A 15,472-nucleotide genomic window follows, 5' to 3' on the forward strand; every position below is an offset into this window, starting at 1 on the left:
GTCCTTTTGCAAATGTCATAGTACGTATTCATAAATCAATTAAGAATAGCATGCATAGCATTATATGCGAATATTCTGAACGATTTATTTAAAAAAAGAGGTATTTAGCTCACCATAAACGCCATATAATAAGTCCAAGATTTTTGAACGTGAAACCGTTTTACATTAATAAAAAATACGCTTTTGCTTATGCAAGCGAAAAGCGTACGGTCATCTATGTCTAGTGTCTTGGCAATTTATGTACGTGACAGTCATCTGTTGACTGTACGAAAGCTTTTCATCATTTAATTAATTATTTTTTTCTATAGAAGAATGTATCTTCTACTTCAAATTCATAACGTGATGGATTAAAAATTTGCTCCGTTGACCCTACAAATAAAATGCCATCTTGTCGCAATGCTTTACTAAAGTTCGCATATATTTGATCCTTGGCTTCTTCGGTAAAGTATATCATAACATTTCTGCACACAATTAGATCATAATTCGAATCGTAATGATCGTTAAGCAGATTATGCTTTTTAAATGTGACACAGCGCTTAATTTCATCTTTAACTCGGTAGAAGTTTCCTTCTTGCTCAAAATACTTTGCTTGAATATCTTTTGGCACCTCTGCTAATGAACGCTCTGGATAAACACCTAGCTTTGCCTTTTGAATGACATTTTCATCTAAATCAGTGGCGATTATTTGAATTTGCGATAACGGTACTAATTGCGATAATACCATTGCTAATGAGTATGGCTCTTCTCCAGTTGAACACGCAGCACTCCAAATTTTCAAACGCTTATTGGATTGTAGTAACTTAGGGAAAATTTTCTTTTGCAACACTTCCCAACGCTTTCCATTTCGATAAAACTCAGATACATTAATCGTCATTCGATCTAAAAACTCATTCATCAAATCACGATCTTGCTCGAGTGCTTTTAGAAAATCAACAAAATTACGATATCCCTTTTTCTCGTACAGTGAGGTTAATCGTCTTTTCATTTGCGCTTCTTTATATAACGCTAAATCTATCCCAGTTTTGCGCTTAATACCTTCAACAAATTGTACATAATCAGACATACGGTCATCTTCCCCTCTAGCGTCGTATTTCCATTATAGCGGAAAAATGCCTTTACTGAAATAGTCTTTCCATGTATTCCATGTTACTTTGTTGTATTTTTCTTTTCTTCCAATAGTAGCACTTTGGAATGTTCCAATTCTAGTCGTAATTTTTCTGTTTCTTTTGTATAGGATTCTAATCTTAGCTTTTCTAATTCTACTTCTTGTTCAATTGTTTTTAATTTTAATTTTTGACCTTTTGTACGTGCATCAGTAAATATACCAGCTAAAGAGATCATAATGCCTCCAATAATAGCAACAATAGCAATTTCCATTTTTTCTCTTCCCCCTATCTATATAGATTATACGATAAAATAAAGGAATAGTTTCCATTTTCGAAAGTTCTTTACGCAATTTTCTTATAGCACTGCAGTACAGTAATTGCCGCAAATCCATTCTAAAAAACTAAAAGAAGGCATCGAGGTCTTCCTGATGCCTTCTATCGCCATTCTAAAATGCAGACGAACTAAAACACGCTTTCTTAGAAAGTTAAATTTCTACACGATAGTCTTTTAAATTTTCTCTTAGCTTTGCTTTCATAAATTTTCCTACAGATGTTTTTGGTACTTCATCTAAAAAGACTACATCATCAGGAATCCATGTTTTATGGAACTGTGACCGCAAACTGTCTTGCAGCTCCTCTTTTGTAATCGAGTCTTTATGTTCTGGTTTAGGGACAACACATGCCAAAGGTCGTTCTAGCCACTTTTCATGTGGAATTGCTACCACTGCCGCTTCAAATACTTTCGGATGTGACATCAAAGCATTTTCAAGCTCCACTGACGAAATCCATTCGCCACCACTCTTAATTAAATCTTTTGTGCGATCTGTAATTTTAATATAGCCATCAGGCGTCATCACTGCAATATCTCCTGTGTATAACCAACCATCTTTAAAGGCTTCTGTTGTGCGCTCATCCTTATAATACTCATTCGCAATCCAAGGTCCTCTTAAAGTAATTTCGCCCATTGTTTTGCCATCCCAAGGTACCTCACCGTGTTCATTCACTATGCGCATATCAAGAAGTGGCACTGTTATACCTTGCGTAGTGCGAATGTGCATTTTTTCGTCTGTCGTATAGTTTTCCATATGTGTTAAGTATGTCGATAAACTAACAAGCGGTGATGTCTCAGTCATACCGTAGCCTGTAAAATACGGAATGTTTTGCTCTTCCTCGAAGCCGCGCACAAGTCCAATTGGAGATGCAGACCCACCACAAATAATCGACCGTAGGGAAGATAAATCTCGGGGCTGTTGACGTTGCTCTTGTAAAACGCCGAGCCAAATAGTCGGAACCCCCGCTGTTAACGTTACTTTGTACTGCTCAAACAAATCGAGTAATAGCTGTGGTGTAAACATCGGCCCAGGTAACACTTGTGTTGCGCCAAATAACACACTAGCAAATGGTAACCCCCAGGCATTGGCATGAAACATTGGTACAACGGGTAACACTACATCTTGCTCACATATCGCGATGCTATCAGCAAGTCCCGCTGTAATACTATGAAGAACAATACTGCGATGTGTATAAACAACACCCTTTGGCATACCTGTTGTAGCACTTGTATAGCACATACCTGCTGGTGCATTTTCATCTATATCATCAGGGAAGACAAAATTATCATTTGCCACTGCAAGAAGATCTTCATAGGACAGAGCATTCGGTAATGGCGAATTTTCTAACTCAACAGCATCTCCCATAATAATAAAATGTTTTACCGTTTTGAGCTGTGACACAATCGGCGCAATAACAGGTACTAAATTTTCATCAATGAGTAAAATTTCATCTTCTGCATGATTAATGACATACACAATATGCTCAGGTGCTAGCCGAATATTAATCATATGTAGCACAGCACCTGCACACGGCACAGCAAAATATGCCTCTAAATGACGATGATGATTCCAAGCAAACGTACCAACTTTTACCCCACGATCCATTCCAAGTGTCGTAAGAGCATCTGCTAATTTACGCGTACGCTTGGCAAACTCTTTATAGGTAAACTCATGAATTGTTGTAGCGCTTGTCCGCGAATATATTTTCTTCGCATGGAAAAAACGCTCAGCTCGATTTAAAAAACTTGTTAGTAATAAAGGTGTATCCATCATATGCATAATATCGCTCCCTTTCGTTTTCACATTTAACTTGCCTTAATGCCAAAGCTGATTGCTGCTACAAAAAGATATTTACATTTAAGAATGAATCCATTTACTTCAAACACGAAAAACTTTTTAGCCCATTATTTTGGCTGCATTCGTATCGCACCGTCAAGGCGAATAACTTCACCATTTAGCATGACATTATGAATAATACTTTCCACAAGCATGGCATACTCGGACGGTTTGCCAAGTCGTTTTGGGAATGGTGTCATGCTAGCTAATGCTATACGAGCAGGCTCTGCTAATGACGCAAACATCGGCGTTTCGATTAGCCCAGGCGCAATGGTCATTACGCGTATGCCCAAATCTGCAAGCTCGCGTGCAATTGGTAATGTCATTGCAGCTACCCCACCCTTTGAGGCGCTATATGCAGCTTGTCCTATTTGACCATCAAAAGCGGCCACCGATGCGGTATTAATAATAACGCCTCGCTGTCCATCTTCGTCTGGTTCATTAAGCTGCATTTTTTCAGCTGCAAGTCGAATGACATTAAACGTGCCTATTAAATTAACAGAAATTACTTTAGAAAATAGCTCAAGTGCATGTACTCCGCGTTTTGAAATGACCTTACTAGCATCCGCAATCCCTGCACAGTTTACCGCCACATTAACAAAACCAAATGTAGCAATTGCATACTCAAGCCCAGCAGCTACCGCTGCCTCTTGTGTAACATCTACACGGACATAGCGAACACTTTCTCCTAATTGCTGTGTGATTGTTTGCCCTCTTTCATCATTAACATCGAAAATGACAGCTTTACCGCCTTCTTCTACAATTTTCCTTACAGTTGCTTCCCCTAAGCCTGATGCACCACCTGTTACAATCGCTACAACGTCATGACATTTCATATAACCCAACCCCTTTACATTTTTTCAATAATAGTGGCATTTGCCATTCCCATACCTTCGCAAATAGCGAGTAGGCCATAGCGTAAGTTTTCTCGTTGCATCCGATATAGCATCGTTGTTAATAGCTTTGTACCAGTTGCTCCTAGAGGGTGTCCTAAAGCAATTGCACCACCAGTAGGATTTAGCTTTGCAGGGTCTGCACCAATATCATGTAACCATGCAAGTGGAACTGGGGCAAATGCTTCATTCACCTCATACGTATCAATATCCTCAATAGACAGGTCTGAACGTTTTAAGGCTTGTCTTGTAGCTTCAATTGGACCCGTAAGCATAAGGGTTGGATCTGACCCTATAACTACGCGTGTCACTATTTTTGCAAGTGGTTGAATACCTAGCTCTTGTGCTTTTGCTAACGACATCAGCATGACAGCTGATGCACCATCACTCATTTGACTTGCATTACCAGCCGTAATAACGCCGTGCTCTTGAAAAACTGTTTTCAAATCATTTAAACGATCGATGGTCGTATCAGCCCGAGGTCCTTCATCGACTTGGAATGTAGTAGCGGTTCCATCCTCTTGTATGATTTGGACAGGCATAATTTCCTTTTGAAAATGCCCCGCCTCTATTGCTGCTAATGCACGTCTATGGCTTTCATAAGCATAGTTATTCAATATGTCTTTTGAAAACTGCCATTTTGCAGCCATTTTTTCAGCTGATAGTCCTTGATGAATAATATGATAATTTTCTTGTAAGCGTTTACCTTTATGGGCAGTTTGCATATTTGAAAACATCGGCACCCTTGTCATACTTTCAACACCACCAGCAATCACAACATCCATATCTCCTGCTAAAATAGCCTGTGCTCCAAAATGGACTGCTTGCTGACTAGAACCGCATTGTCGATCAATCGTTACTCCAGGAACCTTCTCTGGGAAGCCCGCCATTAATAAAGCGGTTCTGGCAATATTTGCACCTTGTTCTCCTGTTTGAGTAACACAGCCAAGAATAACGTCCTCTACTTGTCCTTTATCAATCTGTGCACGTTTTATCACTTCCTGTAGGACATCTGCTGCTAAATCATCTGCACGTACATCTTTTAATGCGCCTTTACTACGCCCTACCGCTGTACGAACAGCTGCTACAATTACTACTTCTCTCATGTAAATACCCCTTTTCTAAAACAATTCTGTCATACCCCATAATGCATTTACGTTTAAGTTTATTTGCTTGGTAGAAAATATATACCGCTTTATGAAACTATTTACTAGTTATTAATTATCAGAATATTACATTATTTATTTTACATGACGAATGCGTGATTAACAATTCTTTATGTATTTAAATAGAGTGAAAAGATAGCGAGTTTGGCATTGCGTATTCCCTCCTATTCAAAACTTTCAAGATGGTTTTAAGCAAAAAAAAAAGAGCGATTCCAAGTGAATGGATATCGCTCTATATTTTATAAAATTAAACTAAATCTTCACCGAAGAATAAGCCAATTTCGCGCTCTGCAGAAGCAAGAGAGTCAGAACCGTGGATGATGTTGTGAGAAACAGTTGTTGCGTAGTCACCACGGATTGTACCTGGGTTAGATTCTTCTGGTTTAGTAGCACCCATCATTGTACGTGCTAGTTTAATTACGTTTTCGCCTTCCCATACCATTGCGAATACTGGACCAGAAGTGATGAAATCAACTAATTCACCGAAGAATGGACGCTCAGCATGCTCAGCATAGTGTTTTTCTGCTAATTCTTGAGGGATTACCATTAATTTAGCGCCTTTTAATACAAAACCGCGACGTTCAAAACGATCAACGATATCTCCTACTACTTGTCGTTCTACGCCATCAGGCTTAACCATTAAAAAAGTTTGTTCGATTGCCATGTTTAAAACACTCCTTAAATTCGTCTAACAGGTTTTACACCTACCGATAAATATTAACAAAAAATGAGCTTTAGCACAACAAAAAGCTAGAATTTACGCTTGCCCATAAACAAAGCGATATCACGAAGCTTTTTCTTAATAGGATGTTTTGGTAAAGCATCTATTTCTTGTAAAGCTTTTTTTAAATACTTGTCGCTCATTTTATTAGCTTGTGTAATAGCATCAGATTTACGCACATATTGCAACATTTTTTGGCGCTCGGGCTCAGTTAATGTTCCAGCAAACACTTTTGCTAAATAAGGCTGCATCTGTTCATCATCTTTTAATAATAAAATCGGTAACGTAATATTACCTTGTAATAAGTCACTACCTGCTGGCTTCCCTAATTCTTTATCTGTCGCCATAATATCTAATACATCATCAATTATTTGAAAGCTCATGCCTACAAAGTAACCAAAGCGTTTTAAATGGCTTACCGTTTTTGCATCTACACCTGCTGCTACTGCACCAATCTCACAGCTAGAAGAAATTAGTAATGCTGTTTTTCGTTTAATACGTCTGAAATAATCCTTTAAGCCCTGATCCAATCTAAACTTGTCTTCGATTTGAATAACTTCACCGTTACAAATTTCCACCATTGTACGTGCTAAAATTTGATGAACTAGAGGATCCTCGAGTTTCGTGATGTATTCAAGTGCACGTGCAAAAATAAAATCACCCGTGTACATTGCTACTCTGTTATTCCATTGGGATTTGACAGTTGGACGTCCTCGTCGCATATCGGAATCATCAATCACATCATCATGTACTAGCGACGCCATGTGAATGAGCTCTAAAGGCACAGCCACATTTTTCATCTTTTCGATATCATAATCGCCAAATTTTGCGCCAAGCAACACAAAAATTGGTCGGATTCGTTTGCCACCAGCTTGTAATAAATGGAGAGAAGCATCGTTAATTAAATGCGAAGACGAATTCACCGCTTTTTCTAATTCTTGTTCGATGATATCAATATCTGACTTCAAATCGGAATAGAGTAGTTTTAACTTCATCTTTTCCACGCTTGAAAACCTTCCCCCATTAACGTATCTTTTTAAAGCCCATATGCATTGCCGCAGCACCGCCACTGTATGCTTTGTACGTTACTTTTTCTAAACCTGCCTGTTCAAACATTGCCGCTAGCTTCTTCATACCTGGGAAATTATTTGCGGACTCCTGTAACCAAGAGTATTCTTTATAGCTTTTCGCAAAAATTTTACCAAATATCGGCATGATAAATTTAAAATAAAATCGGAATAGTTGTCGATAGCCAGGAATTTCTGATTGTGACGTTTCTAAACACACAACCATCCCACCAGGTTTTACGACGCGCTGCATTTCTTTTAACACTTGCAAATAATCAGGAACATTACGTAGACCAAATCCAATTGTCACATAATCAAATGTATTGTCTGGGAAAGGTAATTCCATTGCATTCCCTTGTATAAGCTCGATTTGTGGATAAGGCGTTATTTTTTGCTCGCCTACTTTCAGCATGTTTTTACTGAAATCTAATCCCTTTACTTCGCCACTTTTTCCAACTGCCTCAGCTAAAGCAATTGTCCAGTCAGCTGTTCCACAACAAACATCTAGCGCTTTCGAACCAGGCTTGACAGCCATGCGCTTCATCGTATCGTTACGCCAACCAACATGCATTTGGAAGCTAATAACGCCATTCAATTTATCATAGTTTTCCGAAATACTTTCAAATACTTCGTGAACGTGCTCTTCTTTCGATTTAGCCATTTTAGTAAAACCTCTCTTATCCGTTTGTAGAAGCAATAGATGCCTCTACACGTGCTTGTAGAGCTTGTTTCACATCACTTTGTAAAAATGATGCTTGGTCTATCACCTGCAACAGCTCTGTTTTTAAGCGGGCAATTTTATCTTGTAAGACGCTATTAAATGTCGCGCCTGCTTGTAGGGCACTTTGTTCAAGTGCTTTACTCATTAAAGACTTTTGTCCACGCTGATACATAGCCCATTCTCTTTCTAATCGTAACAATAATAAACTCTTTTCCATTAACGGAATATAATGATGCCATGCATAAAGATCAAAAAATTTCGCAATTAAACCTGATTCTATATTGCTTATTGAAGAACACCATTGTTCAACAGTACGCTGTTCTGCTTCGTATACTTTGATTTGATGTTCGCAACGTGCCACAATTCCTTGTGACAAATTCCGAATCAATGCGACATTTCCCGACATTGCCAAAATTTCATAATATCGCCCACTATAAAAATCTCCAGCTAAAACGGTTAGCTGCTGTTCTTTTGAAGTGGCGTCTAGTTCTTTAATATGATCATGTGCCGCTAGAGCTGCATATACAATTCCAACAGTTATTGCAGCTTCCCTTTGCTCTTGTTGCCACTCTTCGCCATTCAAAAAGGGAACTAACAAGTAAAACAGTTGATTTTCATCGAGCACAGGCACTCCTGTGTATTTTTGCAAAGTTCTATGACGAACATCCATGAAAATCTCTGTTTTTAACTGTGCAATTGAATTTTGAATGTATGTTGCATTCATAGACCTTACTCCATTTCACTTTCAAATACGTTAATCATCTACATGACTTAACGCTTGCTCACTGAGTCATTATAGCATAAGCATCGATTCGGAATAAAAAGTTTTTACTTTTACCAACATGAACGGGCAGTAGATATCCCCCATCGTAATACCCAGAAAAAATTGGTAGGAAATCTACTTGCCCGTAAAAATTAGTTTCAAACACACACACTTATTTGTTCCCGTATGTGTTATGCATTCCTGCACAATATAACTAACAAGTCATCGGCACTCTATATGGATCTTACCGATAAAAGCTACAATACAATACCTACGTTACTTTTTTCCTTCACTTTGGATAACACCATGTGCTGTATGAATTTGCGCTTTGCCACGAATTTTCATTGCAGATGTGTGCTCAGTAAATTGAGCAATCATGACTTCCCCTGCATCTAATTTTTCAGAATGATGGAATTTCGTATCCGTACCACGTGTTAAGCCTATTACATGTACGCCATCCTCTTCTGCCTGAATTACTATATAATCTTGCGCCATTGTCTGTACACTCCTTAAATCCGACAAATTCTTAGTCCATCATAACATAATTAGACATGCAGTTTAAGACATTTGAATAAATGACAAGACTTCTCTCCGTTTTACCTCATCTTGTTCATAAATGCCACGAGCCACAGATGTAACCGTTTTAGAACCTGGTTTTTTGAGACCACGCATTGTCATACACATATGCTCTGCCTCGATTACTACGTAAACACCTTTTGGAGATAGCATTTCCATAATCGTATCGGCTACTGATGATGTAATACGTTCTTGTAATTGCGGACGACGGGCAATTGTTTCAACCGCGCGACCTAATTTGCTTAGTCCCGCTACGATGCCATCGTTTGGTATGTAAGCTACATGTGCTTTGCCATAAAACGGCACTAAATGATGCTCACACATTGAATAAAATGGGATATCCTTTACAAGCACTAATTCTTCATGATCCTCATGGAAAACGGTTTTAAAATAATCTTTTGCATCTTCATGTAAGCCACTAAACATTTCAGCATACATTTTCGCAACACGTTTCGGCGTATCGAGCAATCCTTCACGATTAACGTCCTCGCCCACAGCTTCTAAAATCATTTTGACTGCTTCTTCTATTTTCAATAAATCAACATTCGACATTCGTAAAAACCCTCCTGCGTATCAAAACATTACACATTTCCCTATGCATCGTAGCATATCCAAAAGTTAAGCGCAAAACGACTTACTTGATTTAAAAGAAATTCAACATATCTTCTTAAAGTTTACGTGTAACATGCTATGTAAAAGCCATCTTGTGACTTATTTTTCGTATTTTGTAAGTTGTTGCAAATCGCTTATTTTTAAAAATAAGTTAAAAAGAGCAGCCTTCATGCTCGTTTACATGAAGACTGCTCTATGTAACTACTAGACGTGTATTATTTTACAGCATCTTTAAGCGCTTTACCTGGTTTGAAAGCAGGTACCTTGCTAGCAGCGATTTCGATTTCTTTACCAGTTTGTGGGTTACGACCTTTACGAGCCGCACGTTCACGTACTTCAAAGTTACCAAAACCAATTAATTGTACTTTGTCACCCTTTGCAAGAGCATCTTGAATTGTATCAAATACAGCTTCAACTGCTTTAGAAGCGTCTTTTTTAGAAAGACCTGCAGCTTCAGCAACAGAGTTTACTAATTCTGTTTTATTCACACCATTCACCTCCTCTCAAAGGGTCATGAACCAATTCTGTAAAAAGAGTAACACATAGAAAACCGCTACGCAACTGTATTCATTCATGATTATAACCAAAATATGCGTTTTTCACCCAAAAAACAAAAATAACAGGACTTTTCGCATAAAAACGAATAGCCCTGCCCTATTTTTTTGCTCTGTAATTTCCATTTTATCTCTATAAAATAAAAGTAACCAATCCTCTATCGCCTTCATTCACCATACGCTCAATAGTTTGGCGCATACGTTTTTTAGCTGTAGTTGGCACTGCATTCATTTTGTAGCGGATTCCTTCTTTTAAGACCTCATGCAACGGAGTTCCAAAAAGTTGTGTTTGCCAAAGCGCATCACGATCATGTAAATACGCATGATTTAAATCTTTCAGCAGTTGCTGACTGTGGAATTCAGAGCCAATAAGTGGCGCAAATTCTGATTCCATATCAACTCGAATAATATGATAGGACGGTGCTGTTGCCTTCATACGAACACCATAGAAATTATTTTGCTTAATAAGTTCTGGAGCAGTTGGTTCAAACTCTTGCATCATCGGCAATGTCACACCATAACCACTTGAATCCGCTTCACTTATTGCATCTTTAAAGCGTTTTTGTGCTTCTTTTGCTTCAGCAGCCTCTTTAATAAATAGCAACCAATCACGCTTTGTTTCAATCGGCTCATCTAACCATTCATTACAAACTGCCTTATATAATTCTCCTTGTAAAGACACACGAATGACCGCCGTACCGATTCCTGAATCTACATGAATCACTTCACTTTGATCAATAAAATCAATCTCTTTAAAGGCATCAGATGCTTGTTGTACATCTCTAATTTTCATGACAGATGAAAGTACTTCTTCCATCGAATCAATTAATGCTACGTTTAATGGGTGTGTCGCATCAAGGACATCAAGCCAATCTGGTTTCTCAACTTCAATCGTCCGAATCGGAAACTCAAATAACGCCTCTTGCAAAATATATTGAATATCTGACGCACGCATTTGATCGATGGAAATCGCAATTACAGGAACGTTATAACGTTCAAATAGCTCATTACGAAGCTGTACAGTTTCTTCTCGCGCTGGCATTTGACAATTTAACACGATAACAAACGGTTTTCCAATTTCCTTTAACTGTGCAACAATTTCTTCTTCTGCTTTTTCAGCTGCCCGACGACTAATACCATTAACTGTTCCATCAGTTGTCACAACAATACCGATATTCGCATGATCTCGAATGACTTTATCCGTACCTATTTTCGCGGCTTCTTGGAAAGGAATTGGCTCCGTATGCCAAGGTGTATGCACATATTTCGGCCCATTCTCATCCTCATAGCCCTTTGTACCTTCAATGACGTAACCGACACAATCAGCTAAACGAATTTGGAATGTCATTTCATCTTCGCCGACCGCAATACGTGTGGCTTGAGCAGGCACAAACTTCGGCTCAGCAGTCATGATTACTGAGCCTGGCGAGCTTTGTGGCAGCTCGTCCTGTGCTCGCATTCTTTCTGTTTCATCCACAATATTCGGTAACACTACAGCTTCCATTACTTTTTTTACAAATGTAGATTTCCCTACACGAACTGGACCTACAACACCAATATAAACATCGCCATTTGTGCGCTCTGCAATTTCTTTAAATACTGCTTCACTCAAGGTTTCTGCCTCCTTTATCTACGCTTTTTCACTATATGCATAAGCAAAGATAAATATGAAAAGCTCCTTGATAGCAAAGTGAACACAATTTTTATTTCCGCAGGGTGAGCATTCCGCGGAATGGGCTGTGAATTCCATGGGGTGAGGTGTAATTCCGCGGAGTGGGGCATTGATTCCGCGGTTCGGAGCTTGAATTCCGCGATGTTGAGCCTTAATTCCGCGATGCGAAGCCATAATTCCGCGGTACGAAACCTTTATCCCGCGGTGTAACCATAATTCCACCATGCGAGGCCTTAATTCCATGGGGTGAGGTGTAATTCCGCGGAGTGAGGCATTGATTCCGCGGTTCGGAGCTTTAATTCCGCGATGTTGAGCCTTAATTCCGCGGGGCGAAGCCATAATTCCGCGGTACGAAACCTTTATCCCGCGGTGTGGTCATAACTCCGCAGGGCGAGGCCTTAATTCCATGGGGTGAGGTGTAATTCTGCGGAGTGAGGCATTGATTCCGCGGTTCGGAGCTTGAATTCCGCGATGTTAAGCCTTAATTCCGCGGGGTGAGGCTTGAATTCCGCGGTACGGAGCCTTAATTCCGCGGTGTGGCCATAATTCCGCGGAGTGGGGCATTGATTCCGCGGTTCGGAGCTTGAATTCCGCGATGTTGAGCCTTAATTCCGCGGGGTGAAGCTTGAATTCCGCGATGCCGTGCCTTAATTCCGCGATGCGAAGCCTTAATTCCGCGGGCAACCCTTTATCCCGCGATGCCGTGCCTTAATTCCGCGGTACGGAGTCTTAATCCCGCGGGGCGAAGCCATAATTCCGCGGTACGAAGCAATTATTCCGCGGTGCAAAGCAATAATCCCGCGATGCGATGGTTCTTCGTGCGCAGCCGCACACCTCACTGTCGCATCAACAGTGCGTCCCTTCAAGTATTGCTGGCATGAGAATTGTTTGTGTGCCAGGCACTAAAAGGGAGCTAAAAAAACCTCAATCATTAGATGTTCACCTAATGATTGAGGTAGAAAAAATTTAATTTGATTCGGTAGCTTTGTTTTCGTTTTCTTGAGCCGCTTCAGCTTCTTCCTTCGCCTTTTTTGCATCTGCTTTATAGGCGTCCATCATATAAGTGGGCTCGCCATTTTCATCTACAGTGTATGGCACTGAATAGGCTGGAACTACGGGATATTTATCGACAAGTAATTGACGAATATCCTCGCCTGGCTTTACATCTGGCTTGTCCTCTTTTAACAGCTGACCTAAATCGATTGAATAATCCACATGCATTTCGCCATCGCCTGTCATAAATATCGGTAATTCTGCACCTGAATATGGACTTTTGACAGTCACTTCTGATTTATAGCCTAATTTTTCAAAGTTAATTTGGTAGACATTATCAGCAATTGCACCCTTTGTCGGAATATACTGTGTGCCCAATTTGCGAATATTAATTTCTCGCATACGCTCTGCAGAGTTTAAATCTACTAATTTTACTTCTGCACTGTTTTCTGGATCCCAAATAATATATTGATAAATACCGCCTTTTTCATATGCATTTCCAGGAATTTGCGCAATATATTTTGGCATAAGTTTTTCAAAATCAATTAAATATTTTATATAGATATCCGTATCCAATTCGCTGTTTTTAATTGGTACTAGTCCACCTGTTGCTTCACGATATTCATTAACAGCCCGTTGAACAGATGCTAATTGATCGACATCTGGCACTTGGTTTGCGGCCTTTTCCTCCTCAGGATATGCGCAACCACCTAGCAAAACGGCTATTGCCACTGTTAAAAGAAAAGCATTTAGTTTTTTCATTTCACGTTTTCCCTCCTTTTTATGGCCATGTGGCAACGATCAGTACCATTAAAAATGTTCCAAGTCCAAACAGTATGTATGCTAATAAATTTACGATTGTACGTAGAAAACCATTTGAAATTTTATTGCGACCTAGATAAATTAAACCAACTGAAATAATCATAAAGCCGATACAATAAAAAGACACCCACATGACATCCAGTGCGGGCATATGTGCTAACGGACCCATTTACGTCTACCACCTTTCTTCAATGACACGAGACAATCAACGTTAATTATACTATGGGCTTCCTTAAAAAAGAAGGCGCTTTCCCAAAAGGAAAAATGGAGTGCTACAAGGTGCTTCAAATGATATTTTTTTGATATACGAAAAAAAATAAACATTGCAAGATTATACAAATTAAGGTGACCGCTACTATATATAACGCTCAGTGGAAATCATATCATATTTTTACTATAGATAGGGAAATCCATTATTATAAAAATAACTTTTTATGCAAAAAAAGCGTTGTCATCACCTATTACTTTCCAATTTGTTCAAAAAGGAGACACTTCAGATCGTTCTGAAGTGTCTCTTTTGTGTCCATTTCATGACAAATTTTATAAAATTTCTATTGCTAGCTACTATACTAACATAAGTAATTAGTTCATCAGTTCATCGATTTCACGTTTTTTCACACGCATCATTAATGCGTCCACTGCTACTTTTGGCTCGACATCATTAAATAATACGCCATAAAGTTCCGTTGAAATCGGCATAGCAACATCATATTTTTCGGCCAGTTGATAAGCTGCCTTTGTTGTCCGTACACCCTCTACAACCATACCCATTTGATCGAGTACTTCTTGTAGCTTCATGCCTTTCCCTAACATATTTCCTGCACGCCAATTTCGTGAATGCACACTTGTACACGTCACGATTAAATCACCCATACCTGTCAGCCCTGAGAACGTAAATGGATTTCCACCCATTTTGACACCGAGACGGGTAATTTCAGCAAGTCCACGAGTAATCAGTGCTGCCTTCGCATTATCACCATAGTTTAAGCCATCTGTTATGCCAGCAGCTAACGCTATAACGTTTTTTAATGCACCACCCATTTCCACGCCGATAACATCCTCATTCGTATATACGCGGAAAAACTGATTCATAAACAAGTCCTGTACCTTCTCAGCTGCCTCAATATTGGCACAGGCTGCTGTAATCGTCGTTGGGGAATGCAATACTACTTCCTCTGCATGACTTGGCCCTGAGAGCACTACAATGTCTTCTACAAATTCAGCCGGCAAGCTTTCAGCTAAAATTTCAGATATACGTTTTAATGAATCTGGCTCAATTCCCTTTGAAACATGGACAAATAATACTTTTTTGTCTAAAGTAGCAGTCATCTTTTCACAAGTTTCTCGTATAGCCTTCGTCGGCACTGCTACAACAATCGTATTGGAATGTGCTACAGCCTTTGCAATATCATCAGTGCCATGTAAATTCGTTGGTAGCACCGTTTCTGGTAAATACTTTTTATTTGTATGATGTGTATTAATTTCTTCTGCCTGATCAGCTCTATGCGTCCACACAAGCGTATCATGTCCATTTTCAGCAAGTACCATCGCAAGTGCTGATCCCCATGAGCCCGCTCCTAGTACACAAACTCGTTCCATATCATATTCCCCCTTTTATTCCCTTTAGGTAAAACTTCA

At 39.4% G+C, this 15,472-nt stretch carries 16 protein-coding genes; all 16 read right to left on the bottom strand.

Annotation, left to right across the window (positions count from 1 at the left end):
- Positions 1-292: 292 nt before the first annotated feature.
- Positions 293-1,063, bottom strand: a complete 771-nt coding sequence (locus ACIQ1H_RS09945; RefSeq protein ID WP_173478461.1) for a CheR family methyltransferase — start codon at positions 1,061-1,063, stop codon at positions 293-295.
- An 83-nt stretch (positions 1,064-1,146) separates the two neighbouring features.
- Positions 1,147-1,377, bottom strand: a complete 231-nt coding sequence (locus tag ACIQ1H_RS09950) for a hypothetical protein (RefSeq protein ID WP_402888471.1) — start codon at positions 1,375-1,377, stop codon at positions 1,147-1,149.
- Positions 1,378-1,591: 214 nt separating this feature from the next.
- Positions 1,592-3,217: a long-chain fatty acid--CoA ligase gene (locus tag ACIQ1H_RS09955; protein ID WP_402888473.1), complete on the bottom strand. Its 1,626-nt coding sequence runs from the start codon at positions 3,215-3,217 to the stop codon at positions 1,592-1,594.
- Positions 3,218-3,342: 125 nt separating this feature from the next.
- Positions 3,343-4,110 carry a 3-hydroxyacyl-CoA dehydrogenase gene (locus ACIQ1H_RS09960; protein ID WP_402888475.1) on the bottom strand — a complete coding sequence of 256 codons (768 nt, stop codon included), beginning with the start codon at positions 4,108-4,110 and terminating at the stop codon, positions 3,343-3,345.
- A gap of 14 nt (positions 4,111-4,124) precedes the next feature.
- Positions 4,125-5,273: a thiolase family protein gene (locus ACIQ1H_RS09965; protein WP_402888477.1), complete on the bottom strand. Its 1,149-nt coding sequence runs from the start codon at positions 5,271-5,273 to the stop codon at positions 4,125-4,127.
- A gap of 307 nt (positions 5,274-5,580) precedes the next feature.
- Positions 5,581-5,997 carry a nucleoside-diphosphate kinase gene (gene ndk / locus ACIQ1H_RS09970; RefSeq protein WP_173478456.1) on the bottom strand — a complete coding sequence of 139 codons (417 nt, stop codon included), beginning with the start codon at positions 5,995-5,997 and terminating at the stop codon, positions 5,581-5,583.
- 86 nt (positions 5,998-6,083) lie between these two features.
- Positions 6,084-7,058: a heptaprenyl diphosphate synthase component II gene (gene hepT / locus ACIQ1H_RS09975; RefSeq protein WP_173478455.1), complete on the bottom strand. Its 975-nt coding sequence runs from the start codon at positions 7,056-7,058 to the stop codon at positions 6,084-6,086.
- A gap of 19 nt (positions 7,059-7,077) precedes the next feature.
- Positions 7,078-7,782, bottom strand: a complete 705-nt coding sequence (locus ACIQ1H_RS09980) for a demethylmenaquinone methyltransferase (RefSeq protein WP_402888479.1) — start codon at positions 7,780-7,782, stop codon at positions 7,078-7,080.
- A gap of 16 nt (positions 7,783-7,798) precedes the next feature.
- Complete coding sequence (locus tag ACIQ1H_RS09985) at positions 7,799-8,566, bottom strand: heptaprenyl diphosphate synthase component 1 (protein WP_402888481.1); 768 nt, start codon at positions 8,564-8,566, stop codon at positions 7,799-7,801.
- A gap of 315 nt (positions 8,567-8,881) precedes the next feature.
- Entirely contained in the window at positions 8,882-9,100 is a 219-nt protein-coding gene (mtrB, locus tag ACIQ1H_RS09990; RefSeq protein WP_010858802.1) for a trp RNA-binding attenuation protein MtrB, read from the bottom strand.
- Positions 9,101-9,163: 63 nt separating this feature from the next.
- A complete protein-coding gene (gene folE / locus ACIQ1H_RS09995; RefSeq protein ID WP_173478452.1) occupies positions 9,164-9,733 on the bottom strand; it encodes a GTP cyclohydrolase I FolE in 570 nt (189 codons plus the stop codon).
- A 275-nt stretch (positions 9,734-10,008) separates the two neighbouring features.
- A complete protein-coding gene (locus ACIQ1H_RS10000; RefSeq protein ID WP_004232618.1) occupies positions 10,009-10,281 on the bottom strand; it encodes an HU family DNA-binding protein in 273 nt (90 codons plus the stop codon).
- Between the two features lie 199 nt (positions 10,282-10,480).
- On the bottom strand, positions 10,481-11,959 hold the full coding sequence (spoIVA, locus tag ACIQ1H_RS10005) for a stage IV sporulation protein A (RefSeq protein WP_402888483.1): 1,479 nt from the start codon (positions 11,957-11,959) through the stop codon (positions 10,481-10,483).
- A gap of 1,026 nt (positions 11,960-12,985) precedes the next feature.
- Positions 12,986-13,774: a hypothetical protein gene (locus ACIQ1H_RS10010; RefSeq protein WP_173478450.1), complete on the bottom strand. Its 789-nt coding sequence runs from the start codon at positions 13,772-13,774 to the stop codon at positions 12,986-12,988.
- Positions 13,775-13,793: 19 nt separating this feature from the next.
- Positions 13,794-14,003 (bottom strand): DUF2768 domain-containing protein, encoded by a 210-nt coding sequence (locus ACIQ1H_RS10015; RefSeq protein WP_173478449.1) that lies wholly within the window; start codon positions 14,001-14,003, stop codon positions 13,794-13,796.
- 413 nt (positions 14,004-14,416) lie between these two features.
- Entirely contained in the window at positions 14,417-15,433 is a 1,017-nt protein-coding gene (locus tag ACIQ1H_RS10020) for an NAD(P)H-dependent glycerol-3-phosphate dehydrogenase (protein ID WP_402888485.1), read from the bottom strand.
- Positions 15,434-15,472 lie beyond the last annotated feature (39 nt).

Source organism: Lysinibacillus sp. NPDC097279 (assembly GCF_044761745.1).
Lineage (GTDB): Bacteria > Bacillota > Bacilli > Bacillales_A > Planococcaceae > Lysinibacillus.

What these genes read in the sequence shown, in the direction of transcription:
- ACIQ1H_RS09950 (WP_402888471.1), bottom strand. Translation starts at nt 1,377, where the DNA reads ATGGAAATTGCTATTGTTGCTATTATTGGAGGCATTATGATCTCTTTA.
- ACIQ1H_RS09945 (WP_173478461.1), bottom strand. Translation starts at nt 1,063, where the DNA reads ATGTCTGATTATGTACAATTTGTTGAAGGTATTAAGCGCAAAACTGGG.
- ACIQ1H_RS09965 (WP_402888477.1), bottom strand. Translation starts at nt 5,273, where the DNA reads ATGAGAGAAGTAGTAATTGTAGCAGCTGTTCGTACAGCGGTAGGGCGT.
- ndk (WP_173478456.1), bottom strand. Translation starts at nt 5,997, where the DNA reads ATGGCAATCGAACAAACTTTTTTAATGGTTAAGCCTGATGGCGTAGAA.
- mtrB (WP_010858802.1), bottom strand. Translation starts at nt 9,100, where the DNA reads ATGGCGCAAGATTATATAGTAATTCAGGCAGAAGAGGATGGCGTACAT.
- ACIQ1H_RS09955 (WP_402888473.1), bottom strand. Translation starts at nt 3,217, where the DNA reads ATGCATATGATGGATACACCTTTATTACTAACAAGTTTTTTAAATCGA.
- ACIQ1H_RS09985 (WP_402888481.1), bottom strand. Translation starts at nt 8,566, where the DNA reads ATGAATGCAACATACATTCAAAATTCAATTGCACAGTTAAAAACAGAG.
- ACIQ1H_RS10010 (WP_173478450.1), bottom strand. Translation starts at nt 13,774, where the DNA reads ATGAAAAAACTAAATGCTTTTCTTTTAACAGTGGCAATAGCCGTTTTG.
- ACIQ1H_RS10020 (WP_402888485.1), bottom strand. Translation starts at nt 15,433, where the DNA reads ATGGAACGAGTTTGTGTACTAGGAGCGGGCTCATGGGGATCAGCACTT.
- folE (WP_173478452.1), bottom strand. Translation starts at nt 9,733, where the DNA reads ATGTCGAATGTTGATTTATTGAAAATAGAAGAAGCAGTCAAAATGATT.
- ACIQ1H_RS09980 (WP_402888479.1), bottom strand. Translation starts at nt 7,782, where the DNA reads ATGGCTAAATCGAAAGAAGAGCACGTTCACGAAGTATTTGAAAGTATT.
- ACIQ1H_RS09960 (WP_402888475.1), bottom strand. Translation starts at nt 4,110, where the DNA reads ATGAAATGTCATGACGTTGTAGCGATTGTAACAGGTGGTGCATCAGGC.
- ACIQ1H_RS10015 (WP_173478449.1), bottom strand. Translation starts at nt 14,003, where the DNA reads ATGGGTCCGTTAGCACATATGCCCGCACTGGATGTCATGTGGGTGTCT.